Genomic DNA, 21,400 nt, shown 5'->3' with positions numbered 1-21,400 from the left:
TCAAATCCCCCGCAGCCCTTAGCTGAACATGTCCGAGGTGATACCCGCATACCAACCCAGCGATTCCTCGTAGGTTGCTTTCCTCAGATCGGCATCTTCACCGGTTTGGCTGATAAAGCCGTCCACCTTGGCAATCTTCTCTGGCGTCGCCTCATAGGTCGCGCCAACCTTCACACCATCATTGGTGTCGATCAGCGACCAGCATGTGTTCGAGAACTTGGCCGGGAACACTTTGGACCCGGTCAATGCACCGCGCACGGCATTCGCACAGACCTTCGCCTGACTGTTGGCCGAAAAACCGGATTTCGGCATGTCGCCCTGCTGGCTCGCATCGCCAAGAACATAGATATCCGGATCCGCCTTCGATGACATGTCAGCCGCATTCACCGGCGCCCAATTGCCATCGGTCACACCGGCCATTTCCGCAATACGTCCGGCCTTCATCGCCGGGATGACGTTGCAGACATCAACCTTGGTTTCTTCACCGTCGATCGTCACGGTCATTGCGTCCGGGTTCACGGAAACATTGCCACCGCCAAAGTCCTCTCCGATCCAATCGACCATACCTTCGTAGTGGTTTGCCCAGCCTTCCTGAAACAAAGCCATTTTCGAGAATTTCGGCTTGGGGTCGGCGACGATGATTTTTGCAGTTGGATTATTCTCTTTTAGAACATGGGCCACCATGGAAATACGCTCATAAGGCCCTGGTGGGCACCGGTATGGGTTTGGCGGCGCAACCATTGCATACGTCCCGCCTTCAGGCATTGCCATAACCTGTGCTTTCAAAAGCTCGGTCTGCGATCCGGCCTTGTAGGCGTGCGGCATCTTATTCTGCGCTGAAACATCCCAGCCTTCGACCGCACCATCGACAAAGTCGATACCCGGGCTCAGGATCAGCTTGTCGTAGGGAACGGACCCGCCCCCAGCCAAGGACACCGTCTTGGCATCACGATCAACACCAACGGCCCAATCATGGACCACGTTGATCCCGTAGTTCGCCGCCAGAGCACCATAGCTGTGCGCGATATCCGAAAGCTCTTGAAACCCTGCTAGATACAGATTTGAGAAAAAGCAGGTGTAGTAGGTCCGCGATGGCTCGATCAGAGTTACATCAATCTCACCTTTGCTGTCTTTGGCGATGTAGCGCGCGGCGGTTGCGCCACCCGCGCCACCACCAACAACAACGACACGGGGTTTGCCTTGCGCCAGCACCATCGGCGCCGATAGCCCAGCTGCCACAACACCTGCGGCCCCCAAGAATGTTCGTCTGTTGAATGTCATCGCGTTTCCTCCCGTATTGCGCTGTTATTCTGGATTATTGAAATAGGCCGCCAATGCCGCGATCTCGTCATTGCTCAGCCGTCCGGCAATCATCTGCATGACCGGATGAGGGCGCTGTTTGTCTTTGTAAGCATGCATCGCGACCACGAAATCTTCGTCTGGCCAGTAGACGATTGACGGGATGCCAGCGTCGCCCCCTTCGATCTGATGGCAGGTTGTACATTCGCTGCTGAGATAGGCGCCATATTCCGGGTCGCCCTGAATAGCCAGTATCGCCGGATCAACAGAATGATCCGTGCCCCTGGCCGTTGGATCCGCTTCGGGGATGTCCTGCGGATTATCAGAGAATCCGCGCAAAAAGGCGATGATGTTGGCGCGGTCCTCGGGGTCTTTCAGGCCCCGAAAACTCATCCGTGTTCCAGATGCAAATGCACGTGGATTTTCAATATAGGCCGATAGTGTATCAGCGTGCCATTCCAGGCCCGAATTTCCAGCACGCTCAAGACTCTTGGAGTAATTGAACCCGTCAAGGCCTGCCGCTTTGCGTCCAAAAACGCCATTCAGATGCGGGCCGATTTTGTTTTTGGCACCCTCACCGACCTGATGACATCCTTTGCATTTGGCAAACACCACTTTTCCGGCTTCGGCGTCGCCCAGGTCTTCGGTTGCGCTGACCGACGAGGTGGTCGCTATAGCGACCGCCGCATGGGTCAGTATAGCCGACCAGCGCATGATCAGTTTCCGAACGACTTGAGATAGACGATCACAGCCTCGATATCGTCAGGTTTTCTAAGCCCCGCAAAAGACATCCGCGTGCCTTTCATGTACTCTTTGGGTTTCGTCAGGAAGGCCGCCATTTCCTGGTCGGTCCAGACAAGCCCCTCCTCAGCAGCAGCGTTCAAGGCCTTGGAGTATTTGAACCCTTCGACTGAGGCTGCATTGGCACCGATGATCCCGTTCAATACGGGCCCTGTACTGTTTTTTGCACTTTCGCCGACCTGATGACAGGCTTTGCATTTCTTGAAGACTTTCTCGCCAGCGGCAAACACTTCTGTCGTTCCGTCCGTATCGCTGGATTCCTGAATGGTTGGCGTTGCAGCAGCTTCGTCCTCAGGCTTTGACGCCGCAGTCGGAATGAACGAAGGACCTTCTGCCGTAAACTTTGGCAATTCGTCCGCGCTGGCGTCGTTCATGACCGAGTTTGAACCACCTTCGGGCGGCGTCTCCACCAAAAAGACAGAGCGCATCGTGACGGCGGCTTCTGACTTGCAATTCTCCATGCATGGCTCTTGCCGCCACTCGGCGTACTCAGTTTCAGGACGTACATCGACGACAAAGCCGTTCATGTTGTACATTTCAAAGTCGGCGAAGTTGTCGTGGTTGAGCTCGAAGTCGTCATCCACAAGATCGTTCGAATACAAGATGTAGGCGACGATCGCATAGGTTTCATCCGCGGTCAGCGTACCTGCTTCGCCAAAGGGCATAGAGCGGGAAATATAGTCCCAAGCAGTCGACAGATGCGGCCAATAAGAGCCAACAGTTTTCACTGGATCTTCGTCGGCAAGCGTGTCGAAACCGCCGGCCAGAACAGGCCAATTGTCGGCGCCTTCGGCAAACTCTCCGTGACAGGACGCACACCGGTCTACAAACACTTCTTCTCCAGTCCAGACATCGCCTGATCCAACGGGCAAGCCACGCCCGTCGGGCAAGACGTCAACGTCCCAGGCCGCGATCTCTTGCTCAAGCGCGGGGCGCCCAAGCCCGTATGTGCCCTCGCTGCTGGGCGCAGGCGCGGTCAGGTTCATCCCGTTTGCGGCCCGCTCGGCCGCTGCGGTCTGGATTTCTTCGACCTTGGCCGCCAGTTCGGCTGCCCGGCTGGCCTCTGCTTGCGCGGTTTCCTGGGCAGTGGCTGCGTGCGCCTCAACCTGACTTATCCGGGTTTCCAAGGTTTCTATCTGCGATTGGCCGTAGTTCCGATTCGCAATAGCCACAGCCACCGCAAGCACCAACGCAGTGCCGCCGAATACGGGCAAGAAAACATGACTAAGAGACTTCGACATTCTCAGCGATCCCTTCTGCGCTCACGTACCAAGTCTGGATACAGTTGTTGTGGTAGACCGAGTTCTCTCCGCGCTTTTCGCGCAGTTGGTCTTTGGTTGGCTGCACATAACCGGTCTCATCTATCGCCCGGGCCTGCAACAACATCGGCGCTCCGTCCCAGTTCGTATCCAGATAGAAACGCGTCAAAGCCTTGCTGTCGCCCTGCTTGCCAAGACGCGCCGTCTCCCACGTGATCCCACCGTCCTTGGACACATCGACCCGCGTGATCTGACCATGGCCTGACCAGGCAAGCCCGGAAATGACCAAGGGTCCCGGTCCGTGTTTGATCGGCATTTGCGGACTGGGTGAGGTGATGACGGATTTTGCATCCATCACCCACGTCCATTTCTGGGCTGTGCCATCTTCGTAGACGTCGGTGTATTTTGATGTTTCTTCGCGGCTTTCGACCGCCATATCGACAACCTCAATGCGGCGCAGCCATTTGACCCACATGTTGCCTTCCCAGCCAGGAACAACCAGTCGCACGGGATATCCATGCTCCATGCGCAGCGCTTCACCATTTGCCTTGAAAGCTACCAGCACGTCATCCAGTGCTTTTTCCATCGGGATGGAGCGGCCATTGGATGACGCGTCTGCGCCTTCAACATAGACCCATTTGTCTGGTGAGATATCAGCGCCTGCTTCCTGCAGTAGCGTGCGCAACGGAACACCGGTGTATTCCATGTTGTGAATCATGCCGTGGGTAAATTGAACGCCGTTGAGTTGCGCACCCGCCCACTCCATACCTGTGTTCGCCGCGCATTCGCAGAAATACACATGGTTTTCGCGCGGGAACCGCTCGATATCGTCGTAGGTAAAGACCAGCGGGCGGTCGACCAGCCCGTTGATCATCAGGCGATAGTCTTCCTTACGCAGCTCGATCGCGCCCGAGTGGTGGCGTTCAAAGGCGCAGCCTTGCGGCGTGATCGTGCCTTCAAGCGCATGGATCGGAGTGAAGTTGATCGACGAAATAGGAGAGGCGGTCAGCCATTCCACGTTGCGCCGAACGACATGGGATTCGAAGCTGATCGGCATGCCATAAGGTGACTCATCGACACCGGCGCCTGTGTAAGACGCCCAATCCTGAAGCTCTGTTATCAGTGGGTCGGGCGTGTCTGCCGCTGCCGCACCCGCAACTGACCCAGCCGCAACCGCAGCACTGCCTTTCAGGAAGGCCCGGCGGGACGGTTTGAACGCGTCATCCATATCTCTTAGGTCTCCATTGGTTTCTTAAGCGCCGACAACATCGACGCTGGTGTTCTCTTGCACCGTGACGGTGCCAAGGTTGCGAATGTGGTTTTCGACGACATCCCAGATCGGCGGACCCTCGGTGCCTTCGTTGACACTGGCCCAACCAGCCACGACGTAGGTTTTCGACGGATCAATCGCTTCACCCGTTTTGAGCAAAGTCATTTCGCTGATCCGTTGCCCTTGTGGCTTGTTCACATCGATGCGGTAGCCAAGCCCACCGACGCGGACCATATCGCCGCCCTGCTGATAATAAGGGTCGGGGTTGAACAGGTTGTCACCGACATCCTCGAGGATCACATGGATGAATTCGCCTGTCATTTCAGTGCGATATGCGTTCGGGTAGGACATCGAGGTGACGTTCCAGATGTCTTCGCGCGTAATCTCCTGCCCCGGTAGGATCGACGGCCCCCAACGCACGCCGGGCGACATTGCGATATCAGCCTCGCGCTGCTTGATCAGGGCATCGCAGATCAGGTCATCCCAAGTGCCGTTAAAGTTGCCGCGGCGATAGAGCAACGAGTCCGTTTGGCCGATCACTTCGCGCAGCGTGTCCTCATAGGGTGCGCGCTGTTCATCGATCAGGGCAGAGATCGCAGGATCAGGAGCGATGACGTCAGAGAAGATCGGGATCAGCTTGTGCTTCAGCCCCATCATCTGCCCGTCCCTCACGTCGAGATCGACGCGGCTGACGAATTTTCCGTTCGAGCCAGACGCGATGATATGCGTTTTTCCCACGAGAACAGGTTCCGGCAGTGCATCATGAGTGTGGCCGCTGAGGATCACGTCGATCCCCTGCACCCGGCCCGCCATCTTCTTGTCGACGTCAAAGCCGTTATGGCTGAGGACAACGACAACATCGGCACCGGCGGCACGCACCTCATCGACCATGTCCTGCATGTTCTCATCCCTGATACCGAACGAGTATTCGGGGAACATCCAGCCCGGGTTCGCAATGGGCATGTAGGGAAAGGCCTGGCCGATCACGGCGACCTTTGCGCCGCCTCGGTCAAAGAACTTGTAGGGCTGGAACAGCTCAGCAGGTTCATCCCATTCGGCGTCAAAGATGTTCTGACCCAAGGCCGCAAAGGGCAAACCTTCGACAATTTCATTCACGCGGTCGCTGCCCAGCGTGAACTCCCAATGGAACGTCATCGCATCGGGTTTCAGCGCGTTCATGACATTGACCATGTCCTGACCCGCCGTCTGATAGCAGGTGTAAGACCCGTGCCAGGTGTCGCCTCCATCCAATAGAAGCGCATCGGGACGGTCAGCACGAATGGCGTTGATGACAGTTGAGACGCGGTCCAATCCACCGACCCGACCGTAGGCCTTCGCTAGCGCAGAGAAATCGTTGTAGGTCAGCGCATAGGCTGACGGGCTTCCATCTTCGATCCCGTAGGCCTTGCGGAAAGCCGCCCCGGTGACATGTGGCATCTGCCCTCGCGCATCGCCAATACCAAGGTTGATCTCGGGCTCACGGAAGTAGATCGGTTTGAGTTGCGCGTGAATGTCGGTGACATGGATCAGGCTGATGTTGCCAAAAGTCTCGAACTCCAACAGTCGATCCTGTGTCAGGCTTTGCTGTGCGGCAAGTCTGGCCCAATTGCCGAAACCGGACGCCCCATAGAGTGCCGAGGCCGCCATTGAAGCCTGCAAGAAGTCACGTCGCGAAATCATCAATCAGCTTTCCTGTGTCACATATAAATATGTGAATGTTATTTCTGCTAAAAACCCGCGCAAAGCATTGCTTGCGCGGGGCCGTTGTTACTGGCGCACAGCCGGGGTTTCGACTGAAAGCCCGTTGCCTCGGGATGCTACATACAGCTCCAAGGCGCGGAATTCGTCTGACCCTTCGGCAAAGGTTTCTGCCCGCGTGTCGCGAATGCAGCCGCGGAACCGATTATGGCGCGAAATCAGTTTGGCCTGTTTCAGGCGATAGGTCGGGAACCCGTTGATCATACCCTGGCTCAGGTGGTCGGCACGGATCATGTTGCCCCAGTTGTCTTCGTGACAATTGGCGCAGCTAAGCTCTAGCTGGCCGTAGCGGGTGTAGTACATGTCTTTGCCCTGCTCCCAATACGGGGCGGCATCGCCATCGATCGCCACATTCATTGGCATTCCGCGCGACTGCAAACCGATCAGAGCGACCATCCCCTGCATGTCTCCTCCGGACCATTTCCAAGCATCCGCTTCCATACGATCCGTGCGGCATTTGTTGATCAGGTCTTCCATGACAACCAGCTTGCCGCTTTCAGCATCAACCTTGGGCATAGACGCGTGAAGCCCTTCAAAGCTCTCTACCCCATCGTGGCAGGACGCACAGCTTTCACCAGCGGCGCCATCAACCGTCTCGAACAGGTCGATAGCCTGATCGACAAAGATCATCGCCGGATTGTCAAAGTCATCAACTTGTAGCGCTTGCGTCTCATCTGTGCGGAAGTGCCAACCCGAATAGATCGTATCCAGATTTTCCAGATGTGCTGGCGCCTCGGTCACCGAGGTCATATCCAGCTCATCATTGATCACAAGACTGTCTTCATCCGGTCCGGCCATTGCTGCCACTGGGAAAGCCAGAATTGCCGCGATCGCCGTCAATGCCTTGGTATTCATTACGTTCCTCCCTTGGTGGATCAGCGCCAGCTTCTTGGACCAGCGCTGATCTGCCTTAGTGTCGAGCCGTCAGGCGATCTCGATTGATTTTTTCTCGTCGTAAACAGAACCGTCATCATCGTACCAGGTGAAGACGAACTCACCGGCTTCGGGCACGACGGCTTCAAACTGGAAATACGGGTTGGTCGAAATCGCCGGCTCCATCGTCACATCAACCACCATTTCGCCATTAAACTCGCAGGTGAAACGGTTGATGATCGAACGCGGGATGACATTGCCTTCTTTGTCCTTGCGTTGGCCGCTTTCCATCTTGTGGCTGATCAGGGTTTTGATCGTGATGGTTTCACCAGCCGCGGCTGTCTTTGGAACCTTGACGCGGGGTTTTACACCGGATGCCATTGGGTACTCTCCTGTTCTTCAGGGCGCGTGGCGATCAGCCGCCGCAGCCGCCAATTGTCACTTTTACGGTCGCGGATGCCTTGGCGAAGCTGCCATCGGCCATCTTGGCCACGGCGATGACATCCTGTGTTCCGGCCAGACGGATGCGAGTTGATGCGGCTTGTTCAGCAGCCAACGGGCCGAAATTGAAGGTTGCAACACCCGGTTCGGGGTTCCCGGCCGCGACAATCAGAATAGACGTTGCGCCCGGTGCGCTGACTTCGATTGGCACGGTGTTTCCGTTTTCGGCGATTTCCGGTGCAGTCAAAGTGACACCGCCATCAACCATATCCGCACCACCCGTAAACGCGGCAATCGCATCTTCAGCGGCCGCATTTGCGCGGAGCGGAATCATTGTCAGGAACGCGGCGCCCAGGCCAAGGGCCAGAGTCTCGCGGCGAGAGAGTTCCATTTTCAATCTCCTTTGAATCTTCGGAAAGTCACGCAAGAAAGCGCGGTTATTGTTCTTTCAGGGTCGCGAGAAACGCGACCACATCTTCAATTTCCTGTGCCGTTAGGATCGACGTCAAAGGCGCTGTCGGCGCTTTGCCTGTATAAGCATCACCAGGACGGATATAGCCGTCATCCTTGTAGAATGCGGGCATGACTGTTCCATCGAACGTCATCTTTGCATTTGCGATCAGCCCGCGCAGCTCGGCCTCGGACCAGCGATCACCCGCCCCATCCAGCATTGGCCCAACTTCGCCATGGAATGGAATGTCCGCCAAAGCCGAGACTGCGTGACAGGCCACACAGTTTCCTTTCGATTTATCCCCTACGATGAGCGCGCCGTTTGCAACATCACCTGCAACCCCGGTCAGAGAGACCTCGACCGCACCATAGTCATCATAGGTTACGTCTTTAGGGCCTGTATCCGCTGCAAATGCGGCAACACCCGACACCGTGCAGACCAATGTTAAGAGTCTCAGCTTCATGATCCCTCCCATTTGCTACCGCGCCGATGGCGCTTTGCGACCCAAAGCTTTTGTGTACCGTAGTCGACGGGCACTGCTCTTCGCAACATTAAATTCATCTTATTGAATTTTTTTATTTGTAACGGCAGGCCCTAATCTTGCGAAACATTGTTGCGCTCCTGAATGCGCCGCGCGTGATACCGTTGAAAATCTTCACCATTCTCAAGGTCGTAGCGTTTCTCATCAACCCAGGTGAAAAGATCCAAGGTTGTTGATTTTGAGAACGCCCCCGGCATGACAGCAACCGCTGCCTGGATGGCTGTGGCGTCTTCAGAGACCTCTTCAGGCAGGAAAACAAGCGTTGGTGTGAACAGAATCCCCCATTTGCGCATCAGGGCTCTTTGCTCTTCTTCTTGCCCGTCAAAGTCGGTTGCCGTGGTGCTGCCATGCAAATCCATCTGTACGACAAAGAAGTTTTCTTCGATATACGTTGCCAGATCGGGTTGTGGGAACACCTCCTCGTGCATCTTTTTACAATAGATGCAGCCCTGCTGTTCTATGAACAAAACCAACCGCTTACCTTCGCCCGTAGCCTCTTCAAGGTCCTCACGAAGATCCTTGAACGTGTCACGCATCCACGGCGTTTTGTGCAGCCCGTCATCCCCCAGTTCGGCGGCAGAAATTGGGGCACTCATTAGAAGTAAGACCAGAATTGAAAACGCTTGTTTCATAACATCCTCCGCTATTAGCCAATGGTCGCAAGCCATGGCATATGATCCAGCATCCATTGCGCGATGTGATTGATGGAATTGGTGGCGATCAACACGCCGAACAGGATCAGCAGACACCCCATCGCCTTTTCGATTAAGGGCAAGTGCTTCCTGAACCGCGCCATCCATTGCATGAACGGGCGCACCAGAAAGGCCGCCAGAACAAACGGAGCTGTCATTCCCACCCCATAGGCGAACAAAAGCAACGCGCCCCGCCAAGCGGTCTCGGTCCCTGCTGCCGTGAACAAGATCGCGGCAAGCACGGGCCCCACGCAGGGTGTCCAGCCAAACGCGAAGGCCAAGCCAAGCACGTAGGCCCCGATCAGGCTGACATTCGAGGTTTCGCCAACATCCGCACGATACTGGCGATACAGAATCCCGATGCGAATGAGCCCAAGAAAATGCAGGCCCATCGCGATGATGATCGCCGCAGCAATCCAGCGCAGGATGTCAAAATATTCTCGAACCAATTGTCCAAAAATCGACGCCGTCGCGCCAAGCGCCATGAAGATCGTGATGATGCCTGCCGCGAACGCAATCGCCGAAAGCGTCGCCCTGCGACGTATATTGGCGGGAATCTCCGCGCCCGCCGAGATCTGCTCCATCCCGACCCCTGCCAGATAGCTGAGGTAAAACGGGACAATCGGCAAAATGCAGGGGGAAAGAAAGGACAACAGACCAGCGACGACAGCTCCTGTAAATGTGATGTCGAACATGGTCAAAACGGTCCTGTCAGGCTATCATTCACACATTCAAAATAGTAAAGATATATCGTCGCGGTCAATCGGAGCTTGAGATGCGCCACCTGTTTCTGCTGTCTTTGGCAATGACATTGCTGGTTTTCCCTGTAGCTTCACGGGCCGAAATGACCCTTTTGATGGTCGAAGAAGACGGGTGTATGTGGTGTGCCCGCTGGGATGATGAAATCGCTGAGATTTATCCCAAGACACCCGAAGGAAAAGCAGCACCACTGCGACGGCTTGATATTCGCCAAACAACCCCGGGCGATATCGCCTTGGGAAAACCTCTTTACTATACACCGACCTTTGTTCTGCTGGACAACGGTCAGGAAGTGGGCCGGATTGAAGGCTATCCGGGCGAGGACTTTTTCTGGGGGTTGCTTGGCGCTTTGATGCATGACGCAGGGATAGATATTGAGACTTCTGGATAAACAGCAACAAATCACATAAACTGATTTGAATGCATGAAGCCGAGAAAGCGGGGCAATCTTGTTGGACAAACCATCGAAACTGCCAGTGTTCACAAAGGACATGTGTGCAGACGACCTGGACAGAATGATGGAAAATGCCCAGACGGCATCAAACTTCCTGAAGGCGATTAGCCATGAGGGACGTCTGATGATCTTGTGTTACCTGTCCTCGGGCGAGAAATCCGTGACCCAGATGGAAGAGATGCTATCGGCCCGACAAGCGGCCGTGTCACAGCAACTGTCGCGCTTGCGGTTCGAAGGTCTGGTCAAAACACGGCGCGAAGGCAAAACAATCTACTACAGCCTGGCTGATGATCGATCGACGCAAATCCTGGAAGTCGTCTACGATCTTTTCTGTAGGGAGAAGTAGAGGCCACTCAAGAAACCGCCAGCTTTGGGAGGAGACTGGCCATGCTCGAGACATTGGGAGAGGCAAATACCGTTGCGCTAATAGGCCTGATGGGTGGCATCGTCTTGGGCCTTGCTGCACGTATCGGTCGTTTCTGCACATTGGGTGCAATCGAAGATTATCTGTATGCAGATGATGACCGGCGGATGCGCATGTGGGCCATCGCCATCGGTGTGGCGATCCTTGGTAGCCATGCTGCCTTGGGAATTGGATGGCTTGACCCCGTCGAAACGCGATATCTTGCACAGACATGGAATCCGATTGGTTCGATCGTAGGCGGCCTGATGTTCGGCTATGGAATGGCCATCAGCGGGAATTGCGGTTATGGCGCATTGGCACGGCTTGGTGGTGGCGATCTTCGATCATTCGTCATCGTTCTGATCATGGGCCTTTCAGCCTATATCGCCATGTCAGGCCCCCTGGCCCATCTGCGGGTTTGGATTTTTCCGGTGGAGATGAATCTCAGTGCCCCCCAGAGCCTCAGTTTTCTGGCAGAACGGCTAATTTCTATTCCTGCGTGGATATTCGGGTCAGTTGTTGGAACCATCCTGATCGTGCTTGCCCTGGCAAATGATCGCTTTCGCCGAGCCCCTATGCAGGTTTTTTGGGGCGCTGTGGTCGGGTTGGCGATTGTCTCTGGGTGGCTTGGGACAAACTGGGTCGCAACATACGGATTCGATGCTGAGAGGGTCCAAACCCACACCTTCGCCGCACCATTGGGTGATACGATACTCTACCTCATGACCGCGTCCGGGAACACATTGTCCTTTGCCGTCGGATCAGTTTCCGGCGTTCTGATCGGCGCATTTCTCGGGTCTTGGTCCAAAGGTCATTTCCGCTGGGAGGCATGCGAGGACCCACGCGAACTCAAGCGGCAAATATTGGGGGCAGCGATTATGGGCCCCGGCGCAATCATCGCGGTGGGATGCAGCGTCGGACAAGGCATATCGGCCTTCTCGTTATTGGCCTACAGTGCGCCAGTAACCTTTGCCGCAATCTTTGCAGGTGCCACGCTGGGCCTGAAACAGCTTGTTTCGGGGCTGTCCTTCATAGCCGAACGATAAGTTGGAAGCCTTCGTCGGCGCACGCTGCTTCACGCGGAATTGCAAGACATCAAACCCGGTCGTACAGAGGGTATCAGAAAGCAGAATGCAACTACATTTGTATGCAAATATGGTGCCCGGGGGCGGAATCGAACCACCGACACGAGGATTTTCAATCCACTGCTCTACCCCTGAGCTACCCGGGCACGGGAACGGCGCTTGCCGTTGGGTGGAGGCGTTCTATGACTTGCGCCAGGGACTGTCCAGAGGCTTTTTTACATTTTTTCAGTGCGGTCGCTGCCTGATCTCGCCTTGGTCCGTATCGTCCGCCTCAACGTCCTCTTCCCGCTGTGATGGCACCGCATAAGATCCGTTCAGCCATTTGGCTAAATCGATATCTGCACAGCGTTTGGAACAGAATGGGCGGAACCTTACGACCGTTTCTTCCCCGCAGATTGGACAGCTCATTTCAGCACCTCTTTCAAGGGGATACGCGCTCTTTTCCGCTGCAACTCGAAATGGCCCAAAGGAGTCCAGCCAGCCAGTGTTGTTTCCACCGAGTCATGGCGGAAAGCAGTGCGCAGGGCTTGTTCAAAACCCCGACGGTCTTTCTTGGGCATTGGGGCAAGGTCCAGCGTGATCTGCCCACCCAGACCCCGTACCCGCAACGCGCGGGCCAACTGTTTGGCGCATGCAAAGTTCGCCTTCGTGCCAGCTGCCAGCGAAGTGTCGGCGCCCGTATTGACGTCTATCGCGACCAAAGCCCGCGTCGGCTCGATGAACAGATACCCTCCGCCCGCCAGCGGTTCCTGAATGCCGCGCGCGATGTCAAGCGCATCCAGAACGCCGTGGGTCTCAAACCCTCCAGGCTCAGTGAAAACGTCCGCCGGGTCGGTCCAATCACGCCAGGCCAGCACATGGGGGCTGTCGCCTTCGCTCAGAGTTTCGGGTTCAGTGCTCGGATCATCCAAAATCTGCTCGGCCTGCGCCAGCATCGCACTGATGTCTTCGGCAATCTCTTCGGCATCCGCACCGGCACAGCAGGAGCGTAGGATCAGGCCATAGGGGCTGTCGCCCATCATGTCATGGGCGATTTCCAGTAGCTGGTCCCGCGCGTCTTCATCCCGGATACTGCGCGAAATGTTCAGGCCCGGCGCATCCGGCGTAACAATTGCATATCGGCTTTTGAATAAGACCCGGTCAGTAACCGGAAGCGCTTTGCCTTCTTCGGCATAACCCGTGACCTGAGCCAGCAGCAAAGCGCCCGGAGCCAGCCCTTTTGCCTGTCGTAGAAAAGCAGGTCCATCGGGGGTTGCCAGGAACATACCACCCTGCCCTTTGACAGGGAGATCTGCCTTGGCGCGGTAGATCGTTCCGGGTGGCGGGGCATCCCCTGCGATCAGAAAGTCATCCAGCTTACCATCCACCATCAAGGCTGCAGCTTCGCGGCCTTCGACATGGTCTAGAACAATCGTGCGACCCTTCATGGCGTCCCTCGATAAAGCGGGTATCCGATGGCTTGCAACAATCCCGATGTCTCGGCCAAGGGTAGTCCAACAATGCCAGTGAACGAGCCGGAGATCCACGGGATGAACGCGCCTGCGGGTCCTTGAATAGCATAGGCACCGGCTTTGCCTTGCCAATCTCCGGTATTAAGGTAGGCGTTCACTTCAATATCCGACAGGCGCTTGAGCCGCACCTGCGAGACCACATCGCGCTGCAAAACGCGATCCCCGCGCCTTACAGCAACCGACGTGATTACACGGTGGCGTCGACCGGACAAGGCATGTAAAAACGCTGCCGCCTCGCCAGCGTCCTCTGGCTTGCCTAGAATGCGACGACCCAGCGCGACAGTTGTATCAGCGCACAGCACGACATCATCATCACCCGCCGCAACCGCGTTGACCTTTTCCTGGGCGATGCGGTGGCAATAGGGAACAGGTAGTTCCCCCTTAAGCGGCGCTTCATCGATATTCGGAGGTCTGACCGCATCAGGCTGTACGCCAAGCTGCGCCAGCAGGTCCAGCCGCCTAGGGCTGCCCGATCCAAGGATAAACGCCATTGGTTAGAGCGTTACTTGAAGCGATAATTGATCCGACCCTTGGTCAGATCATAGGGGGTCATCTCGACCTGAACCTTGTCGCCAGCCAGAACACGGATGCGGTTCTTGCGCATCTTTCCTGCCGTATGTGCGATGATCTCATGGCCGTTTTCCAGCTCGACCCGAAACGTCGCATTAGGCAGGAGTTCCTTCACGACACCGGGAAATTCGAGCGTATCTTCCTTGGCCATGTTGTCTCCATCGTTAGGTTGCACTCGCAGAATCTGCGAGGATGTGCGCCTAAATGAGCCTATTTCGGCCTTATTTCAAGGCCAGAATCATTAAAGCGTTGAGATTGTGACCGTTTCGGCTCGAGGGTTTTGCTCGTCCCAATGCGCGCGGTTTAGGACATGCCCATCCTCGCGGACGTTGGCGATGGCGCCCAGATTGATGTCGGCGTAGGTCCAGCCGGGCTGGTTCAGAGTACCCTCGGCCAGAACGCCGGTCTGCGGAAACCCTTTGTCGGGCGGGCCGAAGATGCCGCCTGAGCCGGTGTTCATATCCACTGCTTCGGACCAGTCATTGTTACCAACCAACGAGGCCATCACCGTCACGCATTGGTTTTCCAATGCACGCGACATCGCCCCGATGCGGACCCGCCAGTACCCCGAAAGCGCCTCGGTGCAGGACGGGACCAGGATAATATCCGCTTCTTTCAGGACGCGGCCCAGCAAAGGAAACTCACTGTCATAGCAGATCAGAATGCCGATCTTGCCCAGCGCGGTATCGAACAGTTTGAGCGGTCCACCGGGGGCGATGTCCCACTCTTCGCGCTCGAACCGGGTCATGATCTGCTTGTCCTGATGATCATGCCGACCGTTTGGCGTATAAAGCACCGCGCGGTTCACGGGGCGACCTGCGTTACTCGCAACCGGGGCTGACGCGCCCAGTATATGAGTATTGTACGCCTGAGAGAGACGCTGATGCAGGGCCTGCACCTCTTGCACCCGGTCCGAGACCGCGCGAATTGATCGTTCGAGGTCAGCGGCGACGTCCGCACCATCCAACGTAGACAGCTCCATCGCGCCGTATTCTGGGAACACCAGTAACTCAGCGCCCTGCTCAGCGGCGTCCGAAACCCAACGATCCAGCTTATCCTCGTATTGCGCCCAGCTATCGAGCCATTCAAGGTTATATGCAGCAGTGGCGACTTTCATTACGAACCTCTCGCGCAAAGACACGACAAAGAACCTGAGACAGACCCATTATGGGCTTTGTTACTCATATCCTAAAGGAAACCAGATACCGGACGGTAGCGTATCATCATCCAAGGACATAAACGTGATCCAAAATCGTCTCAAAGACTTCTGATCCAAAACTGCAACGGCTTGAGCGTTTCGCCCTCTTCCCCCATATCCTTCCACGAAAACTGCGCGATTACACCCTGCAAAGGCTCATATCCTCGCGCGCGCCAGAACCCATCTAGCGGTCGGTAGTTTTCGGGTCTGAGCGGATGATCCGCTGGGCGTTGCACACCACAAAAAGCGCATTTGGCGAAGCCCAGCTCCCGGGCATGAGCTTCACGCAAATCAAAGAACTTATGCCCGACGCCCTGCCCGCGATAGTCAGACAACAGGACAGATTCCGCACAATAGAAGATCTGCGACAAGTCCAGACCCGTGCCATCGAAGGCCGCTGCGAAATCATCGGCGTGATCCATCAGCGGTGCGCCAGTCGAAGCACCAACCAGACGATCCTCATCAAACGCGCCAACAACAATGGCTTTGTCACTGTCGCGGTAGGATTGCAGATACGTCCGCTCGTACTCCAGATCGCCGTCGTACAAATACGGCCAGGCCCGAAACACCTCGATCCGCAGGCGCGCCACGTCGTCCAGAGCAGCCTCAAGCGCCGCTCCGGTCAGGGCGCGGACCGCGGTGACCTCAGCCATTCGAGACCTGCTTGGTCCAATCCGCAAGGTTGTAGAAAGTGGTGACGCGAGTGATTTTGCCGTCTTTCAGATCGAAGAACGACCCGGCCGGCAAGCGATAGGTCTGACCATGGGCATCCGGCAACCCTTCGTCGGTTTCCAGATAGGTGCCGTTGACGATGAACTCGGCTGCCGCACGGGTGCCGCCTTCGGCCTCGAACACTACGATGTCGGTCAGGTTCTCGCTATAGCAGCGGTTCATATGGGCGCAGAAAGCCGCGAATTTCTCTTTGCCGACGCGAATCTGGCCTTCGTTCACGTGATGGGCCACGTCATCGGACAAACAGGCCAGCATGCCGTCTAGATCCCCGGCGTTGAAGGCATCGAAATAGGTTTGAACGGTCTGTTTCATGGGTCACTCCGTTGGTTCGCCCCAGCGGTCTTTCAGATGCTTGATGATCTGATCGCGGGTCTGTCGGTAGTGGTGTAGCTTTGTTTCGCGCGTCTCACCCATCCCGGTAGGGTCCATTATTGGCCAATAATCGACATCCAGGTGAAAAACCCGCGTCAGATCCAGCGCTTTGCGTTGGCTTGCAGGTGATAGCGCGACGATCAGATCAAACGAGCTTAGATCGTCGCCCCACTCCTGCATCTCGTCAAAAGACCGCGAGCGATGGCGCGACAGTTCAACACCAATCTCGTGGCAGACTGAGATACAGAAACCGTCGATCTCCAGATCGTTATAGACACCGGCGGATTGCACGTATGTGCCGGTGCCGTAAAACTTCTTCATGATGCCTTCGGCCATCGGGGACCGAACCGAGTTGTGGTCGCAACAAAACAGGACCGACTGCGGCAGAGGCTTCACGCGTTACCCCCCGAAATGCAGCACGCAGATCAGCGTGAACAGGCGGCGGGCAGTGTCTGTGTCCACATCGGCCTTGCCCTCAAGTCGTTCCTGCAAAACACGGCTGCCTTCGTTATGGATGCCCCGGCGCGCCATGTCGATGGTTTCGATCTGGCTTGGTGGCAAGGTTTTCACCGCGTTGAAATAGCTTTCGCAGATCTGGAAGTAGTCTTTGACCACCTGTCGAAAGGGTCCAAGCGATAGGTGGAACTCGGCCGCTTTCTCGCTGCCTTCGGTGGCGATGTCGAAAACCAGACGTTTGTCACGGATCGATAAGTGCAGATGGTATGGTCCGTCTGGAACAGCACGATCGTCACGTGCGGGCAGGGCAAAGCTGTTGTCTTCCAGCAGATCAAAGATGGCAACCTTACGCTCCTGCTCGATCTCTGGGGTCGGCGGGGGCAGGTTACGGTCATCCAGTTCGATATGCGAAATACGGGTCATCTTTACGGTCACATTCCTTGTCGTCCGCCCAGACCTATAACAAGCGATATCGTTCGGCAATGTATCCACGCTGCGCTTTCGATACGCCTTTGCGTCACCTCATCCATTCAACCGATTCAAACGCGCGCTGACAGACAGCCCATGCGCCTCAAGGCTTTCAGACTGTGCCAGTTGCTCAGCCGCCGGGCCGATGGCACGCAGGGCTGCGGGTGTCATCTGGCTGAGCGTCGTTCGCTTGAGAAAGTCCATGACGCTCAGACCCGATGAAAACCGTGCCGAGCGTGCCGTGGGCAAAACGTGGTTCGGCCCACCGACATAGTCGCCAATGGCTTCGGGCGTGTATTGCCCCAGGAAAATCGCTCCGGCGTGGATGGTCTTTTCGCTCAGCGCCACCGGGTCTGCCACGCAAAGCTCAAGGTGTTCGGGTGCGATGCGGTTTGACAAGGTCGCAGCCTCACTCAAATCGCGCACGGTAATGACAGCCCCAAAATCCCGCCAACTGGCCCCCGCAATCTCACGCCGCTGCAAGGTTTCCAGACGTTTTTCAACCTCCTGCGCAACGGCTCGACCAAGGGCGGCATCATCTGTGATCAGGATCGACTGGGCGCTTTCGTCGTGTTCCGCTTGGCTGAGCAGGTCCAAGGCGATCCAATCCGGATCATTGTCTTTGTCAGCGATCACCAGAATCTCGGACGGCCCGGCGATCATATCGATGCCCACCTTGCCAAAGACGCGCCGTTTGGCCGCCGCAACAAATGCGTTTCCAGGCCCCGTGATCTTGTCCACAGCAGCAATAGTCTGCGTCCCATAGGCCAGCGCGGCGATGGCCTGGGCACCACCGATCCGGTAGATTTCATCCACACCGGACAATTGCGCAGCCAGCAGAACAAGTGGATTGACCTGACCGTCCGGTGTCGGCACCGCGATCGCCAACCGCCCAACACCCGCCACCTTGGCCGGAATCGCGTTCATCAGCACGGATGACGGGTAGGATGCCAGCCCACCCGGCACATAGAGGCCCGCCGCAGAGACCGCGGACCAACGCCAACCCAGCGTCGCACCGCTTTCATCCGTCCAACTTTGATCAGACGGCATCTGCCGCTCGTGATAGGCCCGGATACGAGCCGCAGCCAATTCCAGCGCGGCTCGATCTTCGGCAGAGACCTGTTCTACAGCGTCCGCGATCTTAGCCGCGCTGAACGCCAGCGTATCTGGTGTCAGGTCCAACCGGTCGAACTTGGCGGTCAGTTCAATGATCGCTGCATCACCGCGCGCTCGTACATCTTCGATGATTTCGGCCACAACCGCGTCCACGTCCGGGCTGTCTTCGCGCTTGGCAGACAGCAGAGTTTGAAAGGCGGCTTCAAACTCGGGCGATGTGGTCTCAAGGAAAACGGGCATGATCTGGCACTCCGAAACGTTCCAAGCGGACATATCGCTGGGGCCAGCAGGTCTCAACCCTTCTTGGCGTGGTGCAACGATTTGCGCATCGGGAATTGGGTCATCCCATGCCATTCTTCGGGTGCGCCGGTCTGCGCCCAACCATCGCGCAGATAAAACGCGCGCGCGGTATGCGTGGCCTCCAAGGAAGCCTGCAGGCATCCCCGATCTGCAAGCTCCTGCTCTAACCGTGCCAGCAAAGCACGCCCAATGCCGCGTCGGATGTATCCTGGATCAACATAAAGCAGCGAAACCTTCGTGCCCTGCCGAACACCACCAACAGCGGCAATCTGACCGCTCAACTCAGCCACCCAAAGCTCGGAACCGGATTGTACCCAGCCCCGAATGCTCTGCGGGTCTTTGTTGGCCGTCCAGAGCGATATAAGGCGCGGATCGTTTCCATGATCCGCCGCACACAGATGGGTAATGGACCGGATCAACAACCGGCTCATCTGAAACACGTCGAACACGGTGGCACGGCGCAGAACCGGCTTTTGGGCGGTATTCACGAACGCCTGCGATATGCCGCGCTTATTCTGGATGATGCGGAGCCTGCCCTGAGGGCGCCAGATAAGGGCGTGTCACATCCTTCAGCGTTGCATCGATCGCTTCGACCTTCAGCCGGATTGCACCATCCCCCGCCAAGGTCAGCAAGATCAGTCCGGACCCATCTTCACCGGGCTCAAAATCGACGGACAGCAGCGACAAAATCATATCTTTGTCGCTGCGATCTATGCCCTGGCTGGAGACTGACAAGACTGAATCAAAAACCAGCACAGACTGCACACGCTCAAACGGGCGGTCGCGACGGGCAGCCGCGTCCTTATCCTCCCACCGGAACCGGTTCAAAAGCAACCCAAAACGCCGTTGCGAGGGCTGCCATGTCATCTCGGTCACCGGGAACACAGCGTCTTGCGACAGGGTCGAGATGACCTGCAGATCATCTGCATCCTCGGCCCCCAGGTTCAATGGGGCCTCGCGCCCGTCTTCGAAACTTGCGTCTGTCATTCGCCCTTGATCCGTTCGATTTTGGCACCCACACCTTCCAGCTTGCGCACCACATGTTCATAGCCACGATCCAAATGGTACACCCGGCTTACCGTGGTCTCACCCTCGGCGGCAAGCCCTGCCAGGATCAGCGAAACAGAAGCGCGCAGGTCTGTCGCCATGACGGGCGCGCCCTTCAAACGCTCAACACCTGTCACAGTCGCTGTTCCGCCATGCACCTCGATCTGCGCTCCCATGCGGACCAGTTCGGGCGCATGCATAAAGCGGTTCTCGAATATACGCTCCTCCAAGACCGAGGTGCCCTCGGCCGTGCACATCAGCGCCATCATCTGGGCTTGAAGGTCGGTTGGGAAGCCCGGGAAGGGTTCGGTGACCACATCTACGGCTGTCACACGCCCGTTCTTACGCGCCACTTTCAGGCCCTTTTGGGTTTCTTCAACGCTTACACCCGCCGCGTCCAGTTTGGCCGCGAACGATTCGACCAGCGACATGCGCCCGCCCAGCAATTCAACCTCGCCACCGCAGATGGACGGGGCCAGCATATATGTGCCCAGCTCGATCCGGTCGGTCACTACCTGATGGGTCGCCCCGTGCAGCCGATCCACGCCTTGAATTTCGATGGTCGAGGTGCCCTCACCCGCGATCTGCGCGCCCATTTTGCGCAGGCAATCGACCAGATCGACAATCTCAGGCTCACGCGCGGCGTTTTTCAGAACGGTGGTGCCTTTGGCAAGTGTTGCTGCCATGACGATGTTCTCGGTCGCTCCGACCGAGGCAAAGCGCATCTCATGCACCGCGCCTTTCAAACCGCCCGGAGCCTTGGCATGCAGATACCCGTCTTTCAGTTCGATCTCGGCGCCCAGAGCCTCGAGCCCTTCGACATGCAGGTCCATCGGACGCGCGCCAATCGCACAGCCACCCGGCAGCGACACGACCGCCTGCCCAAATCGCGCCAGCAACGGCCCCAGCACCAGATTTGAGGCCCGCATCTTGCGCACGATGTCATAGTCCGCCGTCTGGCTGGTCAGATCATGGCTCGACATCGCGATCACCTGTCCGTCCTGCAGCGCGGACACCTCGGCCCCAAGCGATTGCAGCAGCGCTGTCATGGTCTTGATATCGCTGAGGCGTGGCGCGTTGGTCAAAGTCAGCGGTTCTTCGCTGAGAAGCGTCGCAGGCATCAGCGTCAGGCACGCATTCTTGGCCCCCGCAATCGGAATTTGTCCGTTCAGCGGGCCGTTGCCCGTCACCAGAATCGAATCCATCTGCTCTTATCCCTCGTCTTTGTCGGCTTTGTTTCCGGAAGCGGCCCGCGCCTTAGCCTGCGCCTTACGCCGCGCCATGTTCACCTTTAACGCAGCCTTCAGGCGTTCTTCGCGCGCATTCCCGGATTTGCCGTGATTTTTTTGTGCATTTTTCTCTGCCATGGTCTTTCTCTACAGGAGGCGAAAAAAACCGTCCAGATACCCTTGCGCCGCGTTTCGTTTGCGTCTAATCACCCGCCCACGATGCTGCTGTAGCTCAGAGGTAGAGCACTCCCTTGGTAAGGGAGAGGTCGAGAGTTCAATTCTCTCCAGCAGCACCATCAGAATCCACGATAGTTC

The 21,400-nt window shown here is 56.8% G+C and carries 28 protein-coding genes and 2 tRNA genes; 4 read left to right on the top strand and 26 right to left on the bottom strand.

Going from position 1 to position 21,400, the window contains the following annotated elements; genetic code table 11:
- Positions 1-18: 18 nt before the first annotated feature.
- From ACR0KG_RS19560 to ACR0KG_RS19510, 11 genes are all read right to left on the bottom strand, one after another.
- Positions 19-1,281 (bottom strand): FCSD flavin-binding domain-containing protein, encoded by a 1,263-nt coding sequence (locus ACR0KG_RS19560; RefSeq protein ID WP_480551333.1) that lies wholly within the window; start codon positions 1,279-1,281, stop codon positions 19-21.
- Positions 1,282-1,305: 24 nt separating this feature from the next.
- A complete protein-coding gene (locus ACR0KG_RS19555; protein ID WP_480545106.1) occupies positions 1,306-2,013 on the bottom strand; it encodes a c-type cytochrome in 708 nt (235 codons plus the stop codon).
- Positions 2,014-2,015: 2 nt separating this feature from the next.
- Complete coding sequence (locus ACR0KG_RS19550; protein WP_480828213.1) at positions 2,016-3,341, bottom strand: c-type cytochrome; 1,326 nt, start codon at positions 3,339-3,341, stop codon at positions 2,016-2,018.
- Positions 3,325-4,587: a sulfite dehydrogenase gene (soxC, locus tag ACR0KG_RS19545; RefSeq protein WP_480828212.1), complete on the bottom strand. Its 1,263-nt coding sequence runs from the start codon at positions 4,585-4,587 to the stop codon at positions 3,325-3,327. Before soxC ends, ACR0KG_RS19550 begins: the two co-directional genes overlap by 17 nt.
- Before the next feature lie 24 nt (positions 4,588-4,611).
- Positions 4,612-6,309 carry a thiosulfohydrolase SoxB gene (gene soxB, locus ACR0KG_RS19540; protein WP_480828211.1) on the bottom strand — a complete coding sequence of 566 codons (1,698 nt, stop codon included), beginning with the start codon at positions 6,307-6,309 and terminating at the stop codon, positions 4,612-4,614.
- Positions 6,310-6,396: 87 nt separating this feature from the next.
- Positions 6,397-7,242 (bottom strand): sulfur oxidation c-type cytochrome SoxA, encoded by an 846-nt coding sequence (gene soxA, locus ACR0KG_RS19535; protein WP_480551325.1) that lies wholly within the window; start codon positions 7,240-7,242, stop codon positions 6,397-6,399.
- Between the two features lie 69 nt (positions 7,243-7,311).
- Positions 7,312-7,641, bottom strand: coding sequence for a thiosulfate oxidation carrier complex protein SoxZ (gene soxZ, locus ACR0KG_RS19530; protein ID WP_353010669.1), 330 nt, complete (start codon positions 7,639-7,641; stop codon positions 7,312-7,314).
- 34 nt (positions 7,642-7,675) lie between these two features.
- On the bottom strand, positions 7,676-8,092 hold the full coding sequence (gene soxY / locus ACR0KG_RS19525) for a thiosulfate oxidation carrier protein SoxY (protein WP_480545101.1): 417 nt from the start codon (positions 8,090-8,092) through the stop codon (positions 7,676-7,678).
- Positions 8,093-8,138: 46 nt separating this feature from the next.
- Entirely contained in the window at positions 8,139-8,615 is a 477-nt protein-coding gene (gene soxX, locus ACR0KG_RS19520) for a sulfur oxidation c-type cytochrome SoxX (protein ID WP_480545100.1), read from the bottom strand.
- Between the two features lie 131 nt (positions 8,616-8,746).
- The gene (locus tag ACR0KG_RS19515; protein WP_480828210.1) at positions 8,747-9,325 is read right to left on the bottom strand and encodes a thioredoxin family protein; all 579 of its coding nucleotides are present in this window, start codon (positions 9,323-9,325) and stop codon (positions 8,747-8,749) included.
- Positions 9,326-9,339: 14 nt separating this feature from the next.
- On the bottom strand, positions 9,340-10,080 hold the full coding sequence (locus ACR0KG_RS19510) for a cytochrome c biogenesis CcdA family protein (RefSeq protein ID WP_480828209.1): 741 nt from the start codon (positions 10,078-10,080) through the stop codon (positions 9,340-9,342).
- A gap of 80 nt (positions 10,081-10,160) precedes the next feature.
- Between ACR0KG_RS19510 and ACR0KG_RS19505 the strand changes: the two genes are divergently transcribed.
- The 3 genes from ACR0KG_RS19505 (at position 10,161) to ACR0KG_RS19495 (ending at position 12,047) form a co-directional block, all read left to right on the top strand.
- Positions 10,161-10,535, top strand: coding sequence for a hypothetical protein (locus ACR0KG_RS19505; protein WP_480828208.1), 375 nt, complete (start codon positions 10,161-10,163; stop codon positions 10,533-10,535).
- A gap of 100 nt (positions 10,536-10,635) precedes the next feature.
- Complete coding sequence (locus ACR0KG_RS19500) at positions 10,636-10,944, top strand: metalloregulator ArsR/SmtB family transcription factor (RefSeq protein ID WP_170536475.1); 309 nt, start codon at positions 10,636-10,638, stop codon at positions 10,942-10,944.
- A gap of 41 nt (positions 10,945-10,985) precedes the next feature.
- Positions 10,986-12,047, top strand: a complete 1,062-nt coding sequence (locus ACR0KG_RS19495; protein ID WP_480828207.1) for a YeeE/YedE family protein — start codon at positions 10,986-10,988, stop codon at positions 12,045-12,047.
- Positions 12,048-12,157: 110 nt separating this feature from the next.
- On the opposite strand, the gene ACR0KG_RS19490 is transcribed toward ACR0KG_RS19495, so the two are convergent.
- The 15 genes from ACR0KG_RS19490 to ACR0KG_RS19420 all read right to left on the bottom strand — a co-directional run bounded on the left by ACR0KG_RS19490 (position 12,158) and on the right by ACR0KG_RS19420 (position 21,223).
- A tRNA-Phe gene (locus ACR0KG_RS19490) sits at positions 12,158-12,232 on the bottom strand.
- A gap of 79 nt (positions 12,233-12,311) precedes the next feature.
- Positions 12,312-12,494, bottom strand: a complete 183-nt coding sequence (locus ACR0KG_RS19485; RefSeq protein ID WP_480551313.1) for a DNA gyrase inhibitor YacG — start codon at positions 12,492-12,494, stop codon at positions 12,312-12,314.
- A complete protein-coding gene (locus ACR0KG_RS19480; RefSeq protein ID WP_480828206.1) occupies positions 12,491-13,513 on the bottom strand; it encodes a ribonuclease E/G in 1,023 nt (340 codons plus the stop codon). The genes ACR0KG_RS19485 and ACR0KG_RS19480 overlap by 4 nt, the downstream gene beginning before the upstream one ends.
- Positions 13,510-14,088 carry a Maf family protein gene (locus ACR0KG_RS19475; protein ID WP_480828205.1) on the bottom strand — a complete coding sequence of 193 codons (579 nt, stop codon included), beginning with the start codon at positions 14,086-14,088 and terminating at the stop codon, positions 13,510-13,512. The genes ACR0KG_RS19480 and ACR0KG_RS19475 overlap by 4 nt, the downstream gene beginning before the upstream one ends.
- An 11-nt stretch (positions 14,089-14,099) precedes the next feature.
- Entirely contained in the window at positions 14,100-14,318 is a 219-nt protein-coding gene (gene infA / locus ACR0KG_RS19470) for a translation initiation factor IF-1 (protein ID WP_005978431.1), read from the bottom strand.
- Positions 14,319-14,408: 90 nt separating this feature from the next.
- A complete protein-coding gene (locus ACR0KG_RS19465; protein WP_480828204.1) occupies positions 14,409-15,284 on the bottom strand; it encodes a carbon-nitrogen hydrolase family protein in 876 nt (291 codons plus the stop codon).
- 140 nt (positions 15,285-15,424) lie between these two features.
- A complete protein-coding gene (locus ACR0KG_RS19460) occupies positions 15,425-16,018 on the bottom strand; it encodes a GNAT family N-acetyltransferase (RefSeq protein ID WP_480551306.1) in 594 nt (197 codons plus the stop codon).
- Positions 16,011-16,409, bottom strand: coding sequence for a ketosteroid isomerase-related protein (locus ACR0KG_RS19455; protein WP_170452409.1), 399 nt, complete (start codon positions 16,407-16,409; stop codon positions 16,011-16,013). Before ACR0KG_RS19455 ends, ACR0KG_RS19460 begins: the two co-directional genes overlap by 8 nt.
- A 3-nt stretch (positions 16,410-16,412) precedes the next feature.
- Positions 16,413-16,865: an arsenate-mycothiol transferase ArsC gene (locus tag ACR0KG_RS19450; protein WP_480545089.1), complete on the bottom strand. Its 453-nt coding sequence runs from the start codon at positions 16,863-16,865 to the stop codon at positions 16,413-16,415.
- A gap of 3 nt (positions 16,866-16,868) precedes the next feature.
- A complete protein-coding gene (locus ACR0KG_RS19445) occupies positions 16,869-17,348 on the bottom strand; it encodes a UPF0262 family protein (RefSeq protein WP_480545088.1) in 480 nt (159 codons plus the stop codon).
- 99 nt (positions 17,349-17,447) lie between these two features.
- Entirely contained in the window at positions 17,448-18,749 is a 1,302-nt protein-coding gene (gene hisD, locus ACR0KG_RS19440; RefSeq protein WP_480545087.1) for a histidinol dehydrogenase, read from the bottom strand.
- A 53-nt stretch (positions 18,750-18,802) separates the two neighbouring features.
- Positions 18,803-19,297 (bottom strand): GNAT family N-acetyltransferase, encoded by a 495-nt coding sequence (locus ACR0KG_RS19435; RefSeq protein WP_480828203.1) that lies wholly within the window; start codon positions 19,295-19,297, stop codon positions 18,803-18,805.
- A 22-nt stretch (positions 19,298-19,319) separates the two neighbouring features.
- The gene (locus ACR0KG_RS19430) at positions 19,320-19,796 is read right to left on the bottom strand and encodes a DUF2948 family protein (protein WP_480545085.1); all 477 of its coding nucleotides are present in this window, start codon (positions 19,794-19,796) and stop codon (positions 19,320-19,322) included.
- A complete protein-coding gene (gene murA / locus ACR0KG_RS19425) occupies positions 19,793-21,061 on the bottom strand; it encodes a UDP-N-acetylglucosamine 1-carboxyvinyltransferase (RefSeq protein ID WP_480551304.1) in 1,269 nt (422 codons plus the stop codon). Before murA ends, ACR0KG_RS19430 begins: the two co-directional genes overlap by 4 nt.
- A 6-nt stretch (positions 21,062-21,067) precedes the next feature.
- Entirely contained in the window at positions 21,068-21,223 is a 156-nt protein-coding gene (locus ACR0KG_RS19420; RefSeq protein ID WP_480828202.1) for a hypothetical protein, read from the bottom strand.
- Between the two features lie 83 nt (positions 21,224-21,306).
- On the opposite strand from ACR0KG_RS19420, the gene ACR0KG_RS19415 reads away from it, so the two are divergent.
- Positions 21,307-21,381, top strand: a tRNA-Thr gene (locus tag ACR0KG_RS19415).
- Positions 21,382-21,400 lie beyond the last annotated feature (19 nt).

The organism is Ruegeria sp. H4, from assembly GCF_056533065.1.
This window is presented reverse-complemented; position numbering and strand designations above follow the sequence as displayed.

Coding starts and splice junctions, on each gene's coding strand:
- murA (WP_480551304.1), bottom strand. CDS start 21,061: ATGGATTCGATTCTGGTGACGGGCAACGGCCCGCTGAACGGACAAATT.
- ACR0KG_RS19500 (WP_170536475.1), top strand. CDS start 10,636: ATGTGTGCAGACGACCTGGACAGAATGATGGAAAATGCCCAGACGGCA.
- ACR0KG_RS19495 (WP_480828207.1), top strand. CDS start 10,986: ATGCTCGAGACATTGGGAGAGGCAAATACCGTTGCGCTAATAGGCCTG.
- ACR0KG_RS19560 (WP_480551333.1), bottom strand. CDS start 1,281: ATGACATTCAACAGACGAACATTCTTGGGGGCCGCAGGTGTTGTGGCA.
- ACR0KG_RS19430 (WP_480545085.1), bottom strand. CDS start 19,796: ATGACAGACGCAAGTTTCGAAGACGGGCGCGAGGCCCCATTGAACCTG.
- ACR0KG_RS19460 (WP_480551306.1), bottom strand. CDS start 16,018: ATGGCTGAGGTCACCGCGGTCCGCGCCCTGACCGGAGCGGCGCTTGAG.
- infA (WP_005978431.1), bottom strand. CDS start 14,318: ATGGCCAAGGAAGATACGCTCGAATTTCCCGGTGTCGTGAAGGAACTC.
- ACR0KG_RS19510 (WP_480828209.1), bottom strand. CDS start 10,080: ATGTTCGACATCACATTTACAGGAGCTGTCGTCGCTGGTCTGTTGTCC.
- ACR0KG_RS19505 (WP_480828208.1), top strand. CDS start 10,161: ATGCGCCACCTGTTTCTGCTGTCTTTGGCAATGACATTGCTGGTTTTC.
- soxB (WP_480828211.1), bottom strand. CDS start 6,309: ATGATTTCGCGACGTGACTTCTTGCAGGCTTCAATGGCGGCCTCGGCA.
- soxC (WP_480828212.1), bottom strand. CDS start 4,587: ATGGATGACGCGTTCAAACCGTCCCGCCGGGCCTTCCTGAAAGGCAGT.
- hisD (WP_480545087.1), bottom strand. CDS start 18,749: ATGCCCGTTTTCCTTGAGACCACATCGCCCGAGTTTGAAGCCGCCTTT.
- soxX (WP_480545100.1), bottom strand. CDS start 8,615: ATGAAGCTGAGACTCTTAACATTGGTCTGCACGGTGTCGGGTGTTGCC.
- ACR0KG_RS19465 (WP_480828204.1), bottom strand. CDS start 15,284: ATGAAAGTCGCCACTGCTGCATATAACCTTGAATGGCTCGATAGCTGG.
- soxA (WP_480551325.1), bottom strand. CDS start 7,242: ATGAATACCAAGGCATTGACGGCGATCGCGGCAATTCTGGCTTTCCCA.
- ACR0KG_RS19420 (WP_480828202.1), bottom strand. CDS start 21,223: ATGGCAGAGAAAAATGCACAAAAAAATCACGGCAAATCCGGGAATGCG.
- ACR0KG_RS19555 (WP_480545106.1), bottom strand. CDS start 2,013: ATGCGCTGGTCGGCTATACTGACCCATGCGGCGGTCGCTATAGCGACC.
- ACR0KG_RS19515 (WP_480828210.1), bottom strand. CDS start 9,325: ATGAAACAAGCGTTTTCAATTCTGGTCTTACTTCTAATGAGTGCCCCA.
- ACR0KG_RS19445 (WP_480545088.1), bottom strand. CDS start 17,348: ATGACCCGTATTTCGCATATCGAACTGGATGACCGTAACCTGCCCCCG.
- ACR0KG_RS19485 (WP_480551313.1), bottom strand. CDS start 12,494: ATGAGCTGTCCAATCTGCGGGGAAGAAACGGTCGTAAGGTTCCGCCCA.
- ACR0KG_RS19550 (WP_480828213.1), bottom strand. CDS start 3,341: ATGTCGAAGTCTCTTAGTCATGTTTTCTTGCCCGTATTCGGCGGCACT.
- ACR0KG_RS19475 (WP_480828205.1), bottom strand. CDS start 14,088: ATGGCGTTTATCCTTGGATCGGGCAGCCCTAGGCGGCTGGACCTGCTG.
- soxZ (WP_353010669.1), bottom strand. CDS start 7,641: ATGGCATCCGGTGTAAAACCCCGCGTCAAGGTTCCAAAGACAGCCGCG.
- ACR0KG_RS19455 (WP_170452409.1), bottom strand. CDS start 16,409: ATGAAACAGACCGTTCAAACCTATTTCGATGCCTTCAACGCCGGGGAT.
- ACR0KG_RS19480 (WP_480828206.1), bottom strand. CDS start 13,513: ATGAAGGGTCGCACGATTGTTCTAGACCATGTCGAAGGCCGCGAAGCT.
- soxY (WP_480545101.1), bottom strand. CDS start 8,092: ATGGAACTCTCTCGCCGCGAGACTCTGGCCCTTGGCCTGGGCGCCGCG.